The organism is Kitasatospora sp. NPDC058184, assembly GCF_042883725.1.
Classification (GTDB): Bacteria; Actinomycetota; Actinomycetes; order Streptomycetales; family Streptomycetaceae; genus Kitasatospora.
Genome location: NZ_JBHVVE010000010.1, coordinates 275,698 through 294,886, shown reverse-complemented (window position 1 = coordinate 294,886; position 19,189 = coordinate 275,698). Strand labels below are relative to the sequence as shown.

Annotated in this window: 18 protein-coding genes; 11 read left to right on the top strand and 7 right to left on the bottom strand. The window is 75.6% G+C overall.

Going from position 1 to position 19,189, the window contains the following annotated elements:
• Window positions 1-50: 50 nt before the first annotated feature.
• The 3 genes from ACFVXH_RS21435 to ACFVXH_RS21425 all read right to left on the bottom strand — a co-directional run bounded on the left by ACFVXH_RS21435 (window position 51) and on the right by ACFVXH_RS21425 (window position 2,052).
• On the bottom strand, window positions 51-1,076 hold the full coding sequence (locus tag ACFVXH_RS21435; protein ID WP_387826066.1) for a hypothetical protein: 1,026 nt from the start codon (window positions 1,074-1,076) through the stop codon (window positions 51-53).
• Between the two features lie 64 nt (window positions 1,077-1,140).
• Window positions 1,141-1,410 carry a hypothetical protein gene (locus ACFVXH_RS21430; protein WP_387826063.1) on the bottom strand — a complete coding sequence of 90 codons (270 nt, stop codon included), beginning with the start codon at window positions 1,408-1,410 and terminating at the stop codon, window positions 1,141-1,143.
• Window positions 1,411-1,764: 354 nt separating this feature from the next.
• A complete protein-coding gene (locus tag ACFVXH_RS21425) occupies window positions 1,765-2,052 on the bottom strand; it encodes a hypothetical protein (RefSeq protein ID WP_387826060.1) in 288 nt (95 codons plus the stop codon).
• 169 nt (window positions 2,053-2,221) lie between these two features.
• Here ACFVXH_RS21425 and ACFVXH_RS21420 point away from each other — a divergent pair, with 169 nt between their 5' ends.
• Window positions 2,222-2,806, top strand: coding sequence for a LuxR C-terminal-related transcriptional regulator (locus tag ACFVXH_RS21420; protein WP_387826057.1), 585 nt, complete (start codon window positions 2,222-2,224; stop codon window positions 2,804-2,806).
• Window positions 2,807-2,842: 36 nt separating this feature from the next.
• Here the strand turns inward: ACFVXH_RS21420 and ACFVXH_RS21415 are convergent, their stop codons facing one another.
• From ACFVXH_RS21415 to ACFVXH_RS21405, 3 genes are all read right to left on the bottom strand, one after another.
• A complete protein-coding gene (locus ACFVXH_RS21415; RefSeq protein WP_387826054.1) occupies window positions 2,843-4,060 on the bottom strand; it encodes a hypothetical protein in 1,218 nt (405 codons plus the stop codon).
• Window positions 4,061-4,104: 44 nt separating this feature from the next.
• Window positions 4,105-5,313, bottom strand: coding sequence for a hypothetical protein (locus ACFVXH_RS21410; protein WP_387826051.1), 1,209 nt, complete (start codon window positions 5,311-5,313; stop codon window positions 4,105-4,107).
• A gap of 278 nt (window positions 5,314-5,591) precedes the next feature.
• Window positions 5,592-5,924, bottom strand: a complete 333-nt coding sequence (locus ACFVXH_RS21405) for a hypothetical protein (protein WP_387826048.1) — start codon at window positions 5,922-5,924, stop codon at window positions 5,592-5,594.
• A gap of 311 nt (window positions 5,925-6,235) precedes the next feature.
• Between ACFVXH_RS21405 and ACFVXH_RS21400 the strand changes: the two genes are divergently transcribed.
• Together ACFVXH_RS21400 and ACFVXH_RS21395 are read left to right on the top strand one after the other, a co-directional pair.
• Window positions 6,236-7,450, top strand: a complete 1,215-nt coding sequence (locus ACFVXH_RS21400; protein WP_387826045.1) for a histidine kinase — start codon at window positions 6,236-6,238, stop codon at window positions 7,448-7,450.
• 86 nt (window positions 7,451-7,536) lie between these two features.
• Entirely contained in the window at window positions 7,537-8,220 is a 684-nt protein-coding gene (locus ACFVXH_RS21395; RefSeq protein WP_387826042.1) for a response regulator, read from the top strand.
• A 118-nt stretch (window positions 8,221-8,338) separates the two neighbouring features.
• Here the strand turns inward: ACFVXH_RS21395 and ACFVXH_RS21390 are convergent, their stop codons facing one another.
• Window positions 8,339-9,751, bottom strand: a complete 1,413-nt coding sequence (locus tag ACFVXH_RS21390; RefSeq protein WP_117489864.1) for an amidase — start codon at window positions 9,749-9,751, stop codon at window positions 8,339-8,341.
• Between the two features lie 134 nt (window positions 9,752-9,885).
• On the opposite strand from ACFVXH_RS21390, the gene ACFVXH_RS21385 reads away from it, so the two are divergent.
• The 8 genes from ACFVXH_RS21385 to ACFVXH_RS21350 all read left to right on the top strand — a co-directional run bounded on the left by ACFVXH_RS21385 (window position 9,886) and on the right by ACFVXH_RS21350 (window position 19,083).
• Window positions 9,886-10,548 carry a TetR/AcrR family transcriptional regulator gene (locus tag ACFVXH_RS21385; protein WP_387826039.1) on the top strand — a complete coding sequence of 221 codons (663 nt, stop codon included), beginning with the start codon at window positions 9,886-9,888 and terminating at the stop codon, window positions 10,546-10,548.
• Window positions 10,549-10,708: 160 nt separating this feature from the next.
• Window positions 10,709-11,956: a 3-phosphoshikimate 1-carboxyvinyltransferase gene (gene aroA / locus ACFVXH_RS21380; RefSeq protein ID WP_387826036.1), complete on the top strand. Its 1,248-nt coding sequence runs from the start codon at window positions 10,709-10,711 to the stop codon at window positions 11,954-11,956.
• A gap of 102 nt (window positions 11,957-12,058) precedes the next feature.
• Window positions 12,059-13,084: an RNA ligase family protein gene (locus tag ACFVXH_RS21375; RefSeq protein ID WP_387826033.1), complete on the top strand. Its 1,026-nt coding sequence runs from the start codon at window positions 12,059-12,061 to the stop codon at window positions 13,082-13,084.
• 167 nt (window positions 13,085-13,251) lie between these two features.
• Window positions 13,252-13,629: a YciI family protein gene (locus ACFVXH_RS21370; protein WP_074005594.1), complete on the top strand. Its 378-nt coding sequence runs from the start codon at window positions 13,252-13,254 to the stop codon at window positions 13,627-13,629.
• Window positions 13,626-14,903, top strand: a complete 1,278-nt coding sequence (locus tag ACFVXH_RS21365; RefSeq protein WP_387826030.1) for an RNA polymerase sigma factor — start codon at window positions 13,626-13,628, stop codon at window positions 14,901-14,903. Before ACFVXH_RS21370 ends, ACFVXH_RS21365 begins: the two co-directional genes overlap by 4 nt.
• Window positions 14,904-15,058: 155 nt before the next feature.
• Entirely contained in the window at window positions 15,059-16,108 is a 1,050-nt protein-coding gene (locus tag ACFVXH_RS21360; RefSeq protein WP_380778252.1) for an alpha/beta hydrolase, read from the top strand.
• A 310-nt stretch (window positions 16,109-16,418) separates the two neighbouring features.
• Window positions 16,419-17,330: a diiron oxygenase gene (locus tag ACFVXH_RS21355; RefSeq protein WP_387826027.1), complete on the top strand. Its 912-nt coding sequence runs from the start codon at window positions 16,419-16,421 to the stop codon at window positions 17,328-17,330.
• 58 nt (window positions 17,331-17,388) lie between these two features.
• Entirely contained in the window at window positions 17,389-19,083 is a 1,695-nt protein-coding gene (locus ACFVXH_RS21350) for a 4Fe-4S binding protein (protein ID WP_387826024.1), read from the top strand.
• The last annotated feature ends 106 nt before the right edge of the window (window positions 19,084-19,189 follow it).

Sequence of the window (19,189 nt, the reverse complement as noted above, 5' to 3'; positions counted from 1 at the left end):
GTGACCGGGATTTGGTTCGAATGGCGGCCGTCCCGTACCGGCCGTTCCGGCTACCGGCCCTCCACGCGGCGGGCGTGGCGGAGGACCGCGAGGACCGCCGCGCCCGCGACGGCTCCGAGCGCGAACAGCACGGCCATGGTCGCCGCGTCGGGGGCGGTGACCGGCTGGCCGCGCAGCGCCTGCCAGAGGAGGACGAGCACCAGGCCCAGGTAGGCCGCCCCGGCGATCCCCATCAGCGCGACCCGGTGGCGCTCGGACAGCCCGCGCGGCCGGGTGGCGAGGAGGAAGCCGAGCAGCGGCAGCACCTGGAGCGCGTGGAGTCCGAGGAAGTGGGGGATCCGCAGGTCGCCGCCGAGGGTGCTCCAGTCGGTGACGGGCATTCCCGGGCCGCCGTCGGCGAGCCCGACGGTGTGCGCGCCGACGGCGGGCAGGCCGTGGCCCCGTCTGGCGGCCGCGCGCTGCGGGGAGGTGGGCAGCGTCATCAGGAACGCGACGGCCATGCCGAGGGCGCTCACGGCGATGCCCAGCCGCAGCCCCCACGCGAACACCGGCGGCCGCACCCGCTGGCGCAGCAGCAGCACGACGACCACCAGGGCCATCGCCCAGGTGGCGACGATGAAGGCGGCCATCGTCATCCACACCGCCGTTGCCGTCGGGGTGGCGAAGTTGAAGTGGCTGGTCGTGCCGGCCGCCGCCGCGGCGGCGATCAGGGCCATCTCGACGACCAGCGACACGGCCGTCACCCGGGAGACGACCCGGACGAGGCGGTCGTGGCCGCGGACGAAGGTGAGCAGCCAGAGCAGGGTGAGGGTGTAGAGGGCGATCGAGAGCGCGAAGCGGGCCGGTTTCGCCCAGGCGGGCTGTCCGGTGATCGACCGGGGATCGGCGAGCAGGCCGACCAGGGCGACGGCCAGCATCAGGGCCATCAGGGCGGCCGTCCCGGCCAGCGGCCGGTTCGCCGCCCATGCCCGCCGCGCCAGTTCCGAGGGCCTGGGGGCCCGCGCCATGGGGTTCCTCTCCGGGTGGGGCCACGGGAACGGCCGGTCGACCTCGTGGTCGACCGGCCGTTTCGTCATTCCGGGATCCGGTTCAGCGGGGGCCCTGTCCCGGGGCCCCGTACGTCCGGTGGTGCGGGGTCCGTCAGCCGTTCACCAGGGTGGCGCCCGAGCCGGTGAACCCACCGGTGACGCCCTCGTCGTCGGACCAGATCCCGAAGTCGGCGTGCGAGACGCCCTCGGGGCTGACCGAGGACTCGGCGCCCGCGACACCGGCGCCGTCCGGGCCGGCGGTGAAGAAGCCCTGGCCCCAGGCCGCGTCGACGCCCCCATGGGCCGAGGCCAGGCCGGCGGCGCCGATCACGAGCGGGACGGTGAGGGCGCTGACGGCCAGGACACGCTTGAGAGCACGCATGGTGGTTTCCTCCGTGGGATTCGAGGTCATGAGCGGCGGCGCCGATCGGCCCGCCGGAACCAGCCAGACACGCACCGCCAGCCCCCGCAAGCGAGGCCGCCATCCGAACAGGCCTAACGGTTCGTCAGACGCGCCGCGCCGACCTGCGGAAATGGCCGATCGGGCGATCATCCGCCGAGGTCGTTCGGGCGGAGCAGCCCTGCGGGCCTGCGGCATGGGGTTCCTCTCCGGGCAGGCCCATGGGAACGGCCGGTCGACCTTCGTGGTCGACCGGCCGTTTCGTCATTCCGGGATCCGGTTCAACGGGGGCCCTGTCCCGGGGCCCCCGTACGGCCGGCGGCGGTGCGGGGATCGTCAGCCCTGCTGCCAGGTGGCACCCGAGCCGGTGAACGCGCCGGAGACGCCGGTGTCGTCGGACCAGACCCAGAAGTCGCTGTGCTGGAGGCCGTCGGCGGAGACGGTGGAGTTCGCGTCAGCGACGCCGGCGCCGTTCTGGTTGACGACGAACTGACCTTTGCCGAAGTTCGCGTCCAGGCCCTCCTGGGCCGAGGCGATGCCTGCGGCGCCGATCGGCCCGCCGGAACCAGCGGGACACGTGCCGCCTCCCCTCGCAAGCGGGGTCGCCAGCCGAACGATGCCCACGGTGCGTCAGGCGCGCCGCGCCGACCTGCGGAAACGGCCGCTCGGGCGGTCGATCGCCGAGGTCGTCCGGGCGGAGCAGGCGGTGCGTCAGGAGACACGGGGGCGGCCGGCCGACCCGAGGGCCGACCGGCCGCCGGGCTCACGGGGCCGTGGATCGCGGTCGGCCTCGTTGGCGGACGAGCCCGACCCCGTCCTGGTCACCCGGGTCGGCACCGGTGCCCTCTACCTCGACCGCCTCGGCGCGGTGTCCTCCTGGCACGCCATGCTGCTGGAGGCGTCGGCCGCCCTCTGTGCCGAGGACGACCGGGACGCCCTGCGCCGCTTCGCCCTCGCGCTGGACACCCCCGGGGCCGACCGGTGGTGCTTCGACCAGGCCCGGGTCCGGCTCGCCCACGGCGAACGGCTCCGCCGGGCCCGGGCGACGGTCCGGGCCAGGGCCCAACTCGCCGCCGCCCTGGAGGTGTTCGAGGAGCTGGACGCCCGGCCGTGGGCCGAGCGGGCGCGGAACGAACTGCGGGCGACGGGTGCGAGCAGGCCGCGGGCGGATGCCTCGAACACCCACGGCCTGAGCGCCCAGAAGCTGGAGACCGCCCGCCTCGCCGCCTCCGGACTCACCAACAAGCAGATCGCCGAACGGCTGTTCCTCTCGCACCGGACCGTCGGCGCGCACCTGTACCAGATCTACGAGCGGCTCGGCATCACCTCCCGCACCATGCTGCGCGACGCCCTCGACCCGGGGGTGGAGCGGGGCTGAGAACGGCCGGTCCGAGAGGGGACCGGCCGTTCCGCGTCAGGGCTTCCAGACGACGGGGTGGGACGCGACCGGCTGGCCGGCCGCGTTCAGCTCGACGGCGTGACCGGCGACCAGTCCGGCGTCGTTGATGTACCTGGCCTGGGCGTACGGGCTGAGCGGGGACGGCGGGAGCGTGACGGTCGTTCCGTCGGGCTGCCACAGCAGGGCGGTGCTGCGGGTCCAGTCCGGGCCCTGGGTGCTGCCGACGGCGGTACCCGCGCTGTTGACCGCCATGGCCTCGCTCTGCCGGCCTGCCGGGCCGCCGAGCAGGGTCTGGCTGCCGTCCGGGTTCCAGCGGGCGGCGAACGTGGAGTGCGCCGCGTCGAACGTGGCCCCGACGACGGTGCCCGCGCTGTTGACGGCCCGTGTCCGGCCGTAGCCGGCGTCGCGGACGGTGCCGTCGGCCGTCCAGACCAGCACCCGGTCGAACTCCGTGCCGCCGGCCCGCCGCCCGTGGCCGAGCACCACGCCGTCGTCGGTCATCCGGTCCACCCGGGCGCCGTCGACGCCCGGCGGGAGCGGGAGCGCGGTCACCGCGTCGGCCGGGCTCCAGAGCACCGGGGTCTCCTGGTAGCCGCCGTCGGCGAGGCGCCGTACGGAACTTCCGGCGACGAAGCCCGCGTTGGTGACGGAGGCGGTCGAGCCCATGGTGTCGCCGGGCAGCAGCGGCAGGTCGACCCGGGTGCCGTCGGCCCGCCACTTCAAGGGCTTGGGCTGGTAGACCTCGTCGTACGAGCCGCCCACCACGACACCGGCGTCGTTGACCGCTCCCGCGCCGCCGCCGCGGACTCCGGCCGGCAGCTCCAGCGCGGTCGGGGTGCCGTCCGGGGCCCAGCGGACCGGGTGGTTGTCGCTCATCGACACGAAGGAGGCCCCGACCACGGTGCCCGTGTCGTTGTACCCGCTCGGGCGGCTGGACAGGTCGCCGGGCAGCGGCGCCAGGACGGTGTAGCCGAGGTGGTCGGGGCTCCAGCGGATGGCGCGCGGACCGGACTGGCCGGGGGTCTTCGCGAAGTACTCGCCGACGACGGCGCCGTCGCGGCTCAGGCCCCACACCGTGCTGTAGGCGGTGTCCGGCGGGGTCGGCAGGAACTGCGGGGAGGCCAGGTAGTGGGCGGGAGCGGCAGCCGCCGCGGGTATCGGGCCGAGGAGCAGGGCGGCGGCCGTCGCGGCGGCGGCGAGGGCGGCCGTACGAGAAGTGCGTGAACCGGTCATGCGGAGAACTCCTGTTACGTCGGGGCGACTTCGGGTCGTGGCCATCAGGGCTTCCAGACCATCGCGCGCGGCAGCGACTGCGCGTCCGGCAGGGTGGCGTGCCCGACGATCACCCCGGACTCGTTGACGAGGGAGGCCGAGGCGTACGGGCTGAGCGAGGACGGCGGGAGCGTGACGGCCGTCCCGTCGCGCTTCCACAGCAGTGCCGTGCCGTGGTCCCAGTCCGAACCCGTCGCGGTGCCGACGGCGGTGCCCGCGCTGTTGATCGTGCGCGCCGTGCTCTGTTGGCCTGCCGGGCCGTCGAGCAGCGTCCGGGTGCCGTCCGGGTTCCAGTAGGCGGCGTGCAGGGAGCGGGCGGCGTCGAACGCCGCCCCGACGACGGTGTCGGTGTTGGTGATGGAGTTCGGCCGGCCCTCGCCGATGTCCCGGACGGTGCCGTCCGCCGCCCAGAGCACCACCCGGTCGAGCTCGGTGCTCCCCTCGCGCCGTCCGGGGCCGACGATCACACCGGCGTCGGTGATCCGGTAGACCCCGGCCACGTCGATCCCCGGCGGGAGCGGCAGCGCGGTCACGGTGCCCGACGGGCTCCAGACCACCGCGCGCTTCCGGGGCTCGCCGCTGAGACGTCGTTCGGACCAGCCGATGACGAAGCCCGCGTCGTTGACGGCCGTGGTCGCACCGGTGTCGTCGCCGTCCAGCAGCGGCAGGGCGACCCTGGTGCCGTCGGCCCGCCACTTCACGGGCAGGGGGCGGAACACCGCGTCGTACGAATCGCCTATCACGACACCGGTGTTGTTGATCCCGTTCGCGCCGCCGCCGCGGGCTCCGGCCGGCAGTTCCAGGGCGGTCGGGGTGCCGTCGAGGGCCCAGCGGACCGGGTGGTTGTCGGTCAGCGACGCGAAGGAGACCCCGACCGCGGTGCCCGCCTCGTTCATGGCGCCCGGGCGGGTACCGGTCTCGCCGGGCAATGGTTCCAGGGTGGTGTAGCCGAGGGTTCCGGTGTTCCAGCGGAGGGCGCGCGGGGCGAACAGGCCGGGGATGCTCAGGTAGCACTCGCCGAGGACGTCGCCCGCGTTGTTCAGGCTGTACGCGGTGCTGAGCGGGCCGGCGTTGGCGGGCAGCGGTAGGAGGTGGGGGGTCGGGAGCGGCGGGCCCGGGTCGGCCGTTGCGGCGGGTACCGGGCCGAGGAGCAGGGCGACGGCCGTCGCGGCGGCGGTGAGGGCGGCCGTGCGCGGGGTGGATGAACCAGCCATCCGGGAACTCCTGTCTCTTCAATGACCTTGTGGATCAAGCGAATTGACGTTCCGTCGGAGTCAGGCTGGTCGGGTGCCCGGTCCGGTGGCCAAGTCTCGGCCACCGTCCGTTCGTTGGCAGGCCGATCACCGAAACGGCCGGAATCCGCACCCCCGGATCCGCATCGGGCTGGTCGGGAGGGGTGCGGATCCGGGGCGGCGGCCGATTTCCCGTGGTTCGGCCGTGCGGGGCGGTGGGGGTGCCGGGGCGGGCGTCGTTGCGCCTCCGCCCGGCTGCGTCAGCCGGGTGCGATCGCCGGGCCGCCGCTGCCGGTGGTGCCCTCGGCGATGCCCTCGGTGGCGTCCCGGCCGCCGCTCCAGCCGCTTCCGGAGCCGCCGCCACCGGAGCCGCCGCCGGAACCCCGGACGTACACCGTGAAGGAGGTCAGGCCGGGGGGCAGTTCCCAGGCCCCACCGGCCCGGACGGACACCCGGTAGGCCTGCGGGCCGCCGTCCCGCTGGGCGGGTGCGGCCGGGGCGGTCGTCGTGGTGCCGGTCGTGACGGCCAGCGCCGTGGCAGTGGAGGCGGTCGCCAACAGGCCTTGCCGGAAGAGCTTTTGATTGATCGTCATCCTTGCGATGGTCTGATCTCCGGCGGCCCCGGCGGTGGCTTCGACCCCGAATCACGCGAACGAGTGGTCGCGTTCCGGCCGAGTTCGACGCGGGCCCTCGTCGGTGAAGGTCGGCGGCCCTCGGACGGGCGGCCCTCGGACGGGCGGCGCGGGACCGCGCCCGGGGCCCCGCCGCGGGGAGCCGCGTCGTGCTCGGCGGAGTCGGCGGAGCCGGCGGGTGGCGGACGGCGCGGGGGCACGGCGCGGACCTGCGGAGATCCTCCCTCGATCGGGGGAGGGCGAGGGTGCGAAGGCCGGTGATACTGGCGGACATGATCAAGGGACTGAAGCCGCTGCTGCGCGGGTCGACGTATACGGGTGTGCTGTTCGCGGTGGTCGGGGCAGTGGCCGCGCTGCCGGTGGCGATGGTGGCGCTCGGGGTGACGCTGGGGCTGTCCGGCCGCCCGGACTCGGTCTGGGTGGCGCTGCCCCTGTGGGCGGTGCTGCTCGGGCTGTGCGGGCTGCCCCGGCTGGTGCGCCGGGTGCTGGCGGCGGGGGCGCGCAGGACGCTGGGCGTCGCGGTGCCCGCCCCGGTGAAGGGGGCCGCCGCGGCGGAGTGGTGGCGGACGCCGGCGTTCGTGGTGGCGCACGTGGCGCTGGGCTGGACCGTGCTGATCGGCGGCAGCACGCTGCTGGTGACGGCCGTGGCGCTGCCCGGCCGCTGGGCGGAGGGCACGGCGAGGGTCAGCCTCCTCGGCTGGGCCACGGACGTGACGGGCGTCTGGGCCTGGATCGTGGGAGTGCTCGCCCTGGTGCTCGCGGTGGCGCTGTTCGTGGCCGTGTCGGGCGCGCTGCGGTGGCTGGCGCCCCGGCTGCTCGGGCCCTCGCCGGCCGAGCGGCTCGCGATGGCCGCCGAGCGGGAGCGGCTGCTGGCCGAACGCAACCGGCTGGCCCACGAACTGCACGACTCCATCGGGCACACCCTGACCGCCGCCACCATCCAGGCCGCCGTCGCGGGCGAGGTGCTGGCCGACGACCCGGTCGCCGCGCGGGCCGCCATGCGCAGCATCGAGGAGTCGACCCGGGCCGCGCTGGAGGACCTCGACTACGTGCTCGGCGCGCTGCGCGAGGAGGAGTCCGGCACCGCGCCGACCCGCACCCTCACCGACCTGCCCGAACTGATCGACCGGCTCCGGCACGCGGGCGCCGTCGTGGCGCCGCGCACCACCGGGGACCTGGCGCAGGTGCAGGGCACGCTCTCCCGGGCCGCGTACCGGATCGTCCAGGAGGGGCTGACCAACGCGCTGCGGCACGGCTCGGGCGGGACGATCGAGCTGCGGGTGGCGGCGGGGGCGGACGAGCTGGAGCTGAGCGTGGTCAACGGGGTGGCGGACGGGGCCGGGGCGGGCGGCTTCCCGACCTCCGGGCACGGCCTGCCCGGGCTGGCCGAGCGGGTGCGGCTGCTGCACGGCGAGTTCGAGGCCGGCCCGTACGGCGAGGGGCAGTGGCGGCTGGCGGTCCGGCTGCCGATGCGGTGGTCGGCGTGAGCGGGGGCGGTGGTCGCGGCTCCGGGGGGAGCGGGGCCGGGGGGAGCGGGGCCGACGGGAGCGTGAGCGGGAGCGGTGAGGACAGGGTGGCCGACCCCGCCGCTGGGGCGGCGCCCGACGTCACCCTCCTGATCGCCGACGACGACCCCGTCACCCGCAGCGGCCTGAGCACCCTGCTGGGTGCCCAACAGGGCATCACGGTGGTCGGGCGGGCCGCCGACGGCGTCGAAGTGGTCCAGCAGGTGCGGATGTTGCGCCCGGACGTGGTGCTGATGGACGTGCGGATGCCGCGTCGCAACGGGATCGAGGCGACCCGCGAACTGCTGAAGGACACCGACCCGCCCAAGGTCGTGGTGATCACCACCTTCGAGAACGACGGCTACGTCACCGCCGCGCTGAGCGCCGGCGCCAGCGGCTTCGTGCTGAAGCGGCGGCCCGTCCCGCAGATCGCCGAGGCGGTGCGGGTGGTGGCCGCCGGGGAGGCGGTGCTGTTCCCCGCCGCGCTGCGCCGGATGGTCGCGGCCCGGCCGCTGGAGTCGGCCGAGGCGCTGCCCAGGGCGGCGCTGACCGGCCGGGAGGAGGGGGTGCTGCGGCTGATGGCGACCGGGCTCTCCAACCCGGAGATCGCGCAGGCCCTCGCGGTGAGCCAGGAGACGGTGAAGACGCACGTCGGGAACGTGCTGGGCAAGCTCGGCGCGCAGAACCGGACCCATGCGGTGGTGATCGCGTACGAGAGCGGGCTGGTGGTGCCGGGGCTGCCCGGCGCCTGAGCGGCGGTGCGGCCACGGTGATGTGGCCACGGCGGGAGCAGCCCCGGCGGTCGGTGCGGCCTGCGGCGTGCGGTGTGCGGGCGTGCGGGCGTGCGGCCTGTGGCTTACGGCCTGCGGCTTACGGCCTCGGGTCGATCGGGGCGAGGGTGCCGAGGCGGTCCTCGACGGCCTGGGCGGCGGCCAGGCAGAGGTCCTCCCGGAAGGCCCGGCCGACGAGCTGCACACCGGTGGGGAGGCCGTCCGCGGCGAGACCGGTCGGGACGGCGACGGACGGGACGCCGACGAAGCTGGTCACCGAGCAGAGCCGCATGGCCGAGGCGACCCGGTCCCGGCCCGCCTGGTCCCGCGACTCCAGGCCCGGTTCGACCGGCGGCTCGGTGAACACCGGGCCCAGCAGCAGCGGGTACGCGTGCAGGAACTCCGCCCAGGAGCGGCGGATGTTCATCCAGGTGCCCAGCAGCCGGATCAGGCCGGGGCCGTCCACGGGCGGGGAGCTGCGCATCGTCAGCTCGATGAAGCGGTCGCCGCCCTCGCCCAGCAGCTGCCGGACGGCGGGCCAGTTCGGCGCGAACTCGGTGCCGGTCAGGCGGTGGTAGGTGTCGAGCGCCTCGTCCAGCCGCGGGACGTCGGGGACCTCCTGGACGTCGTACCCGGCGTCGCGCAGGGCGTCGGCGGCGGTCTCGACGGCGCGGCGGACGGTCGGGTGGACGCCGTGGCCGCCCGGGTCGGCGACGACGGCGACCCGGACGGGGGCGGCGAGCGGCTCGCCGTACAGCGGGACGGGCACGGCGCGCGGGTCGCGCGGGTCGGTGCCCGCCAGCGTCTCGTAGGCGAGCCGCAGGTCGGCGACCGTACGGGCCAACGGGCCGTCGGTGACCAGGACCTGGGAGGCCGGGCCGGGGTCGTCCGGGCCGATCAGGCGCTGGTCGGCGGGGAAGCGGCCGGTGGTCGGATCGAGGGCGGCGACCCCGCAGAAGGAGGCGGGGATGCGGACCGAGCCGCCGGAGTCGTTGCCGAGGCCGAGCGGGGCCATCCCGGCGGCGACGGCCACGCCGTCCCCGCCGCTGGTGCCGCCCGGGGTGCGGCGCCGGTCCCAGGGGTTGTAGGTGTCGCCGTACAGCTCGCTGCGGGTGTGCATCCCGGCGAGGATCAGGGTCGGCAGGTTGCTGTGGCCGATCGGGATCGCCCCGGCCGCGCGCAGCCGGGCCACCGGGACGGCGTCGTCGGTGGCGACGTGGTCGCGGAAGCGCGGGGTGCCGAAGGTGGTGGCCACGCCGGCGATCGGGGTGCACTCCTTCACGGTGAACGGCACGCCCGCGAGCGGCCCGAGGGGCTCGCCGGCGGCCCGGCGGCGGTCGGTGTCCCGCGCGGCCGCGCGGGCCCGGTCGGCGAGGAGCTGGGTGACGGCGTTCAGACGGGGGTTGACCTCGTCGATCCGGGCCAGGTGGCTGTCCACCACCTCCAGGGCCGACACCTCGCCGCCGCGCACGGCGGCGGCGAGTTCGGTGGCGGGCTTGCTCCACAGGGACATGGGGGCGCTCCTCGGCGGGTCGTCGGGCTCGTTCCGATGCGGTCGCATCGGAACGGAACGAACCCTAGCCCGGAACCGATACGCTTGCATCGGAATATCGAATATCGGAGAACACGGCGGCGAGGAGGACGGGCATGCCGAAACAGGTGGACCACGAGGGCCGGCGCCGGCGGATCGCCGAGGCCGTCTGCCTACTGGTGGACGAGCACGGGCTGGAGGGCGTCACCCTGAGGGACGTCGCCACCCGGGCGGAGGTCTCGATGGGGGCTGTCCAGCGCTGCTTCCGCACCAAGGAGGAGATGCTGCTGGCCGCGCTCGCGCACGTCGGGGAGCGGGTCACCGCGCGGGTGCGGAACCGGCTCACGGCCGGCCCTGCGCAGTCGGCGGCCACCGAACTCGGGCTGGTGGCGGGCGAGGTGGCGCTGCTGCGCGAGGAGCACCGGGCCGAGGCCAGGATCTGGCTCGCCTTCGTCGCCGGGGCCGCCGTCAACCCGGCGCTGGCGGCCACCCTGCGGAGCAGTTACGCGGCGCTGGAGGAGCTGGTGGTGCGGCTGGTCGCGGAGGCGGCGGGCGGGGGATCGGCGCTGGGCGGGGCGACGGCGGGCGGGCCGGCGGCCGGGGGATCGGCGCTGGGCGGGGCGGCGGTCGACAGGGCGGTGGACGCGCGGACCGAGGCCCGTACGCTGCTCGCCCTCGCCGACGGGCTCACCGCGCACGTACTGGTCGGGCACCGGACGGTGGCGGAGGCGGAGGAGGTCCTGCACACGCACCTGGCCGGGCTCTGGGCGCGCTGCTGAAACGGCCCCTCGGCACGCGGCTGAAGCCTTCGCCCACTGTTGTCGCCCCCGTCACCGTCCAGTCCGTGGATGGTCGGCCACGGCGGTGGCCGGGTCGGGCAGGATCGGGCCCGACGTCACCGGAGACACCTGTCGGACACTCGTGTTGGGAGAGCCTGCCGTGACTGCTGTGGAGATCCCCGGGTCCAAGTCCATCACCGCCCGGGCGCTGTTCCTGGCCGCCGCCGCCGAGGGCGTGACCACCCTGCGCCGGCCGCTGTCCTCGGACGACACCGAGGGCTTCGCGCAGGGGCTGGACACCCTCGGGTACCGGATCGAGCGGACGGCCGGGGCGTGGCGGGTGGAGGGCCGCCCGGCCGGTCCCGCCGTCCCGGAGGCCGAGGTGTACTGCCGCGACGGCGCCACCACCGCGCGCTTCCTGCCCACCCTCGCCGCCGCCGGCCACGGCACGTACCGCTTCGACGCCTCCGCCCAGATGCGCCGCCGCCCGGTCGCCCCGCTCACCCGGGCGCTGCGCGACCTGGGCGTGGACCTGCGGCACGAGGAGGCCGAGGGGCACCACCCGCTGACGGTCCTCGCCGACGGCGTCCGCGGCGGTGAACTCACCCTGGACGCAGGGCAGTCCTCGCAGTACCTGACCGCGCTGCTGCTGCTCGGCCCGCTCACCCGGGACGGCCTGCGGATCACCGTCACCCGGCTGGTCTCCGCGCCGTACATCGGCATCACCCTGGCGATGATGCGCGACTTCGGGGTCGAGGTGAAGCGGGAACGGACGCCCGCGGGCGAGCTGTTCGAGGTGCCCCCCGGCGGCTACCGGGCCGCCGACTACCCGATCGAGCCGGACGCCTCCACGGCCAGCTACTTCTTCGCCGCCGCGGCCCTGGCCGGCCGGGAGGTCACCGTCCCCGGCCTCGGCCGGGACGCGCTCCAGGGCGACCTGCGCTTCGTCGACGTGCTGCGGCGGATGGGCGCCCGGGTGGACGTCGGCGCCGACCGCACCACGGTGGCCGGCGAGGGCCCGCTCGGCGGGATCACCGTCAACATGCGGGACATCTCCGACACCATGCCCACCCTCGCGGCCATCGCCCCGTTCGCCACCGGGCCGGTGCGGATCGAGGACGTCCACAACACCCGGGTCAAGGAGTGCGACCGCCTGGAGGCCTGCGCCGACAACCTGCGCGCGATGGGCGTCACCGTGGCCACCGGGGACGACTGGATCGAGATCCGGCCCGGCACGCCCCGCCCGGCCGAGGTCATCACCCACTCCGACCACCGGATCGTCATGTCCTTCGCCGTCACCTCGCTGCGCACCCCCGGCATCACCTTCGACGACCCGGGCTGCGTGCGGAAGACCTTCCCGGGGTTCCACGAGGCCTTCGCGGCGCTGCGCGCGGAGTGGGGGGTCTGACCCGCGCCGCTCCGACCCGGGTCGTCGCTCCGACCTGGGTCGCCGTCCGGGCCGGGAAATCCCGGTTGCCAGGCGGCGGCCCCGGCGGCGAGGATTCCGTTCGTGTCCGAGACGGTGTTCGAGACGGTGTCCGACGGGCCCGGGCTGCGGCCCTACCCCAAGATCCCCGCCCGGGGCCGCTCCGGCGGGCCCGGCAGCCGCGAGTGGACCGCGGCCGAGAAGGTGCACGGGGCACACTTCGCCGTGGTCTGCGAAGGCGGCTCCGTCCGGGCCGCGAAACGGCGTGAACTGCTGGACGACGAGGGGCTGGACGGCTTCTTCGGGGTGAGCCGGATCTGGCCCGAACTCTCCGTCGCGGCCGCCCGGTTCGCCGCCGCGGTGCGCGAACCGTGGGGCGCCGCCGCCGTGGTGACGGTCTACGGCGAACTGGCCGGCGGCCGCTACCCGCACCCCGGGGTGCCCGCCGTCCCCGGCGTCGACCCGGTCCAGACCGGCGTCTGGTACGCCCCCGGCCTGCGCTGGCTGCCCTTCGACGCCACCGTCGAGACACCCGAAGGCCGTTGGTGGATCGCCGACCGCACCCTGCGCACGGCCGCGCGGGCCGCCGGACTCACCTGCGTCCCCCTGCTCGGCCACGGCCCGCTGAACACCCTGCACGACCTGCCGGTCCGCTACCCCAGCCGGGTGCCCGCCCTGCTCGGCCTGCCCGAGCTGCCGGACAACCTCGCCGAGGGGTACGTCCTCAAACCGGCCGGCGAATGGCACGAGTCCGCCACCGCCCGTCCGCTCGTGAAGGTGAAGCAGCAGGCCTTCGCCGAGGACGACCGCTACGACGGCGCCCGCCCCTACCTCCCCCCGCCGGAGGGCGCGGCCGGCGTCCCCGCCTGGCTCCTCGTCCAGGCCTCGGCCCTGCTCACCCCCACCCGCGCCGCCGCCGCCGTCAGCAAGCTCGGCCCCCGCACGCCGGCACAGGCCGTGGCGGCGGAGATCGCGGCGGACGTGGCCGAGGAACTCGCCGACGCCGTGGGAGGGTTGGACCCGACCGTCCTGGCCGCCCTGCGCCAGGCCCTCGAACCGGGGGCCCGGGCCCTCACGTCCTTCGACGCGGAGGACCGGCGCAACTCCTGAGCGCCGGGTGGCCGGCGGCTGCCGTACCTTGATCGTTCGTGGGGGTCAGGGGCGCGAGAAAGATTCCTCGGGAAAGTCGTCGGCCGATGTAGAGGCCGGGTTCCGCCGCTCCGACTGAGAGGTGACGGCGCGCCGACGGGGCGCGTGAGACGGAGGGGACACCCGGAATGAAGTACGTCGCGATGATCTACGGCAACCAGGCCAAGTGGGACTCCTTCCCGGCCGAGGCGTGGCCGGAGGCGATCGCCAGGCAGGAGGCGTTCAACGCGCGGTACCGGGAGAGCGGGGAGCTGGTCGGCGCGTACGGGCTGGCGGACGCGGCGGCGGCGCAGCTGGTGCGGCGGGCGGAGGGGGTGCCGGTGGTCACCGACGGGCCGTACCTGGAGACCAAGGAGTACGTGGCCAGCTTCTACCTGCTGGACTGCGAGAGCCTGGAGCGGGCCCAGCAGATCGCGGCGGACATGCCGTTCGCGGACGTGGAGCCGGTGGAGCTGTGGCCGATCCTGCACGAGTCCGCGGCGGGCGACCTCCCCGTGTGCGAGTGAGCGGAACGACCGGTGCCGTCGAGGGCCTGCTGCGCGAACTGGCGCCGCAGGTCCTCGGCGTGCTGGTGCGGCGGCACGGCGGGGCGTTCGACGCGTGCGAGGACGTGGTGCAGGAGGCGCTGCTGGCCGCCGCGACGCAGTGGCCGGAGGGCGGGGTGCCGGGCAACCCGAGGGGCTGGCTGGTGACGGTGGCGGAGCGGCGGCTGGTGGACCGGGTGCGCAGCGATTCGGCGCGCCGCCGCCGGGAGGAGGCGCTGGCGCTGGCCACGCCGCAGTCGGCGCTGCTGGCCCCCGCGGCCGACGCGCCCGACCCGGCGGCGGACGACTCGCTCGCGCTGCTGTTCCTCTGCTGCCACCCGGCGCTGTCCGTGCCGAGCCGGATCGCGCTGACCCTGCGCGCGGTCGGCGGCCTGACCACCGCGCAGATCGCGGCCGCGTTCCTGGTGCCCGAGGCGACGATGGCGCAGCGGATCAGCCGGGCGAAGCAGACGCTGAGGACCGTGGGCGGGGGACTGTCCCTCGGCGGGGGAGAGTCCCTCCCGGAGGGCGGGGCGGGGCGGCTGGGCGAGGTCCGGCACGTGCTGTACCTGGTCTTCAACGAGGGCTACACGGCGAGCGGCGGCGAGGAGCTGACCGCGCCGCGGCTGTCCGAGGAGGCGATCCGGCTGACCCGGCTGCTGCGGCGGCTCACCCCCGGGGACGCCGAGACGGCGGGGCTGCTCGCGCTGATGCTGCTGACCGACGCCCGCCGGCCGGCCCGTACCGGGGCGCACGGCGCGGTGGTGCCGCTGGACGAGCAGGACCGCGGCCGGTGGGACCATGAACTGCTGGACGAGGGGCTGGAGTTGATCGCCTCGGTGCTGCCGCGCGGGCAGGCCGGTCCGTACCAGGTGCAGGCCGCGATCGCCGCGGTGCACGGGGAGGCGGCGACGGCGCGGGAGACCGACTGGCCGCAGGTCCTGGCGCTGTACGACCTGCTGCTGCGCCTCGACCCGAACCCGGTGGTCGCGCTCAACCGGGCGGTCGCGGTCGCGATGGTGCACGGGCCGGAGGCCGGGCTGGCACTGGTGGCGGAGCTGGCCGGGGACCGGCGCCTGGCCCGGCACCACCGGCTGCTCGCCGTCCAGGCGCACCTGCTCGACCGGCTCGGCACCGACCCGGCGGCCGCCGCCCGCGCCTACCGGGAGGCGGCGGCCAGGACGGCGAGCGCCCCGGAGCGGCGCCATCTGGCCTCCCGGGCACGGCGGTTGGAGATGGCCTCGAGTACAGGGTGAGCGGGCGGGCGGCAGGGTCGAGGGCGGGGTCGAGGGCGGGTTCAGACGGCGTCCAGGGGGCTTCCGCGTCCGCCGGGAGGGGCCCATCATGGGCTCCCGGCCCCGGCAGAACCGCCCCGACACCGTTCCAGGGCCGCCGTCAGGAGGCAGAAGAGATGACGATCCCACCGCCCGTTCGGATCCAGGCCGCCGTCGTCCGCGCCGCGTACGCGCTGCCCGAGGGCCTGCGGCGGGCCGTCGCGGGCAAGCCGGTGGTCCTCGACGGGCAGACGCTCGCGCTGGACGCGCAGTTGATACTCAAGCTCCAACGGCTGTCCGGGGCGTCCCTGGTGATGTCGGGCGGGGTCGGGCCGTCGCGCGCCGCGATGGAGCACGCGCGGCACCTGGTGGGCGGGCCGCGCAACCGTACGGTGGCCGCGCGGAGCGTCGGCATCCCGCAGGAGCACGGCGAACTGGCCGCGACGCTGTACACCCCGGAGGGGCTGGCGGCCGGTTCCGGCCTGCTGGTCCTCCTGCACGGCGGGGGCTGGGTGGTCGGCAGCCGGGCCAGCCACGACCACGTCGCCCGCTTCCTCGCCCAGCGGGCGCGGGTGCGGGTGCTGTCGGTGGAGTACCGGCTGGCGCCCGAGCACGCGTTCCCGGCGGCGGCCGAGGACGCGCTGGCCGCGTTCGACTACGCCTACGCCAAGGCCGCCGACCTGGGCGCGGACCCGGAGCGGATCGCGGTCGGCGGGGACAGCGCGGGCGGCAACCTGGCCGCCGTCGCCGCCCAGCAGGCGGTCCGGCGGGGCGGCCCCGCGCCGGTGTTCCAGCTGCTGCTGTACCCGGCGACCGACGCCTCGACCCGGCGCCCCTCGCGCGCACTGTTCGCCGACGGGTTCTTCCTGACCAGCGCCGACATGGACTGGTTCGCCGACCGGTACGCGCCCGCGCCCGCCGACCGCACCGACCCGCGGCTGTCGCCGCTGCTCGCCGAGGACCTGACCGGCCTGCCGCCCGCGTACATCGGCACCGCGGGCTTCGACCCGCTGCGCGACGAGGGCGAGGCGTACGCGCGGGCGCTGGAGGAGGCCGGGGTCGCGGTGCGGCTGAGCCGGCAGTCGGACCTCATCCACGGGTACGCCAGCTACATCGGTATCGGCCACCGCTTCCGGGAGGCGACGGCCGAGGCGGCGGAGGCGCTGCGGCAGGCGATCGGCGGGTAGCGGCAGCGCGCCGGAGGGCTTGCGGCGAAGGGCGGGACCCCGGCAGCGGGCGGGTCCCGCCCTTCGCCGTGCCGTGAGACGGAAGGCGGGGCGGGGCCGGAGGCGGAAGGGGGACGGGGCCGGAGGCGGAAGAGGGGCGTGACCGTGAGACGGAAGGGGGCGTGCCCGGAGGCGGAAGGGGGGCGTGAGCCGTACGGTCACGCGCCGGATCGCTGTCGCGCAGGGGGTTCTCGGCGACCGGCTCTTATTGTACTGTCCGTCTAATAAGCGGGTGAGCGGGAACCCGCGGAACAGGCACCTGGAGGCAGCCATGGCTCTCACCTGGCAGACGGGGCACGGCCACACCACGGCCGACGACGACGTCTCGAAGCGGCTGCTGGAGTCGGCCGCCACCCTCTCCTACGACCCCTCGACCGAGATCGACTGGGACGCCCCCCTCCCGGACGACCACTACGGCCTCAATCCGGAGTGGAGCACCCTCTACGGCACCCGGCTGTGGGACGAGATGACCGAGCGCCAGCGGGTCGCGCTCACCCGGCACGAGGTCTGCTCGATCATGAACACCGGTATCTGGTTCGAGATGATCCTCCAGCAGATGGTGCTGCGCGACCAGTACCTCAAGAACCCCGCCACCGCCGAGTTCCAGTTCGCGCTCACCGAGATCGCCGACGAGTGCCGCCACTCGATCATGTTCGCCCGCGCCTGCGCCAAGATGGGCGTCCCCGCCTACCGCCCGAACAAGGTGATCGCCCAGGCCGGGCGCGCCTTCAAGGCGCTCGCCAAGGGCGAACTCGCCTACGGCGGCATCCTGGTGGCCGAAGAGGTGCTCGACGTCATGCAGCGCGACTGGATGCGCGGCGAGAAGGTGCTGGAGATCGTCCGCGGCACGTCCCGGATCCACGTGGTCGAGGAGTCCCGGCACATGAAGTTCGCCCGGCAGGAGATCCGCGAGCGGATGCGCCACGCGAGCCCGGCCCGCCGGCGCGCCTCGGCCACCGGCATCGCCGTGGGCGCGTACGTCATCGTCACCAGCATGGTGCACCCGGGCGTGTACAAGGCCGCCGGGCTCGACGTGCAGCGGGCGCTCGCCGAGGTGCGGGCCAGCGAGCACCGCAAGGCGATGATGCGCACCAGCTCCCGGCACCTGATGGCCTTCCTCGCCGAGACCGGCCTGCTCACCAGCCGCTCGGCGGCCGTCTACCGCCGGGTGCACATGCTCTGACGGACCGTCACCACCGAGCCGCCCCATCCCCCACGCGCAGCGAGGACCCACCCCGGCCATGGCCTACGCGATCACCCAGACCTGCTGCAACGACGCCTCGTGCGTGTCCGTCTGCCCGGTCAACTGCATCCACCCGACCCCGGACGAACCGGAGTTCGGCACCACCGACACGCTCTACATCGACCCGCGGGCGTGCATCGACTGCGGCGCCTGCGCGGACGCCTGCCCGGTGGACGCCGTGTTCCCGGTCGACCGGCTGCGCGGACCCGACACCGTGTCCGGCGACCTCAACCGCGACTGGTTCCGCGACCACCCCAACGACCACGCCTGGGGCGCGCCCAGCTTCCCGCGCAGCCTGCCGGCCGAGGTCGGCGCGCTGCGGATAGCCGTCGTCGGCACCGGCCCGTCCGCCGGGTACACCGCGCAGGAACTGCTGCGCGGCACCAGCGCCGAGATCACCATGATCGACCGGCTGCCGGTCACCGGCGGCCTGCTGCGCCACGGCGTCGCGCCCGACCACCAGTCCACCAAGCGGATCGCGGAGAGCTTCGCGAGCGTCTTCCACGACCCCCGGCTGCGGATGCACCTGAACGTGGAGATCGGCACGGACCTCACCCACCAGGAGCTCGCCGCCCACCACCACGCGGTGGTGTACGCGGTCGGCGCGGCCGCCGACCGCCGGCTCGGCATACCCGGCGAGGACCTGCCGGGCAGCCTGCCCGCCACCGCCTTCGTCGGCTGGTACAACGCCGAACCGACCGTGCCCGCCGACGCGGTGGAGCTGTCGGCGGAGCGCGTGGTGGTGGTCGGCAACGGCAACGTCGCGGTGGACGTCGCCCGCATCCTGCTCACCGACCCCGACCGGCTCGCCGCCACCGACATCGCCGACCACGCCCTGGCCGCGCTGCGCCGCAGCCGGGTCCGGGAGGTCGTGCTGCTCGCCCGGCGCGGCCCCGGGCAGGCGGCGTGGAGCAGGGCGGAGTTCCTGGCGCTGCGGCGGCTGCCGGGCGTCGAGGTGGTGGTGGCGGACCACCCGGAGGTCCGGGCGGCGATCGAGGCGGCGGCGGAGGCGGGGGCGGAAGGGGGGTCGGAAGCGGGGTCGGGTACGGCGTCGGGGGCGGCGCTGCTCGCCGGGCTGCCGCTGGTGCCGCACGACGGTGACGCGGCGCCCGGGCCGGGGCGGCGGATCGTGCTGCGGTTCCTGTCGGCGCCGGTCGAGTTGTCCGGGGAGGGGCGGGTCGAGGCGCTGACCGTCGAGCGGACCGCCCCGGCGGCGGACGGCCGGGTCGAGGGCACCGGCGTGCGGGACGTGCTGCGGGCCGGGCTGGTGGTGCGCTCCATCGGGCACCGGGGCGTCCCGCTGCCCGGGCTGCCGTTCGACGAGCGGACCGGGACGGTCGCGCACCGGGCGGGGCGGGTCGTCGACCCGGCGACCGGACGGCCGCTGCCGGGGACGTACGTGGTGGGCTGGGCCAAGCGCGGGCCGTCCGGCGGGATCGGCGCCAACCGGGCCTGCGCCCGGGAGACGGTGGGCGCGCTGCTGGACGACGCGACCGCCCGCGCGCTGCCCGTCCCGGAGGCGGGGCGCGGCGACTTCGAACGGCTGGTGCGCAAGCGGCGGCCGGACGCGGTCGGGCTGCGGGAGCTGCGGGCGGTGGACCGCGCGGAACGCGAGCGGGGCGAGGCCGAGGGGCGGCCCCGGGTGAAGCTCGCCACCGTCGCCGAGCTGCTGGCGGCGGGGCTGCGGCGGTAGGGCCGGTCTTCGAACTCGCGTCTGCGGGGCGGCGCACAGGACGTGGGGCGGGACGGGGGGGGGGCGCCCTACGGCGCACCCGCCGGGCCCCCCCCGGGGGGGTGCA

Excerpts from the sequence above, each read along its gene's own strand:
- ACFVXH_RS21355 (WP_387826027.1), top strand. The coding sequence starts at position 16,419 with ATGGCTCTCACCTGGCAGACGGGGCACGGCCACACCACGGCCGACGAC.
- ACFVXH_RS21410 (WP_387826051.1), bottom strand. The coding sequence starts at position 5,313 with ATGGCTGGTTCATCCACCCCGCGCACGGCCGCCCTCACCGCCGCCGCG.
- ACFVXH_RS21385 (WP_387826039.1), top strand. The coding sequence starts at position 9,886 with ATGCCGAAACAGGTGGACCACGAGGGCCGGCGCCGGCGGATCGCCGAG.
- ACFVXH_RS21360 (WP_380778252.1), top strand. The coding sequence starts at position 15,059 with ATGACGATCCCACCGCCCGTTCGGATCCAGGCCGCCGTCGTCCGCGCC.
- ACFVXH_RS21405 (WP_387826048.1), bottom strand. The coding sequence starts at position 5,924 with ATGACGATCAATCAAAAGCTCTTCCGGCAAGGCCTGTTGGCGACCGCC.
- ACFVXH_RS21400 (WP_387826045.1), top strand. The coding sequence starts at position 6,236 with ATGATCAAGGGACTGAAGCCGCTGCTGCGCGGGTCGACGTATACGGGT.
- ACFVXH_RS21370 (WP_074005594.1), top strand. The coding sequence starts at position 13,252 with ATGAAGTACGTCGCGATGATCTACGGCAACCAGGCCAAGTGGGACTCC.
- ACFVXH_RS21415 (WP_387826054.1), bottom strand. The coding sequence starts at position 4,060 with ATGACCGGTTCACGCACTTCTCGTACGGCCGCCCTCGCCGCCGCCGCG.
- ACFVXH_RS21390 (WP_117489864.1), bottom strand. The coding sequence starts at position 9,751 with ATGTCCCTGTGGAGCAAGCCCGCCACCGAACTCGCCGCCGCCGTGCGC.
- ACFVXH_RS21430 (WP_387826063.1), bottom strand. The coding sequence starts at position 1,410 with ATGCGTGCTCTCAAGCGTGTCCTGGCCGTCAGCGCCCTCACCGTCCCG.
- ACFVXH_RS21435 (WP_387826066.1), bottom strand. The coding sequence starts at position 1,076 with ATGACGAAACGGCCGGTCGACCACGAGGTCGACCGGCCGTTCCCGTGG.
- ACFVXH_RS21350 (WP_387826024.1), top strand. The coding sequence starts at position 17,389 with ATGGCCTACGCGATCACCCAGACCTGCTGCAACGACGCCTCGTGCGTG.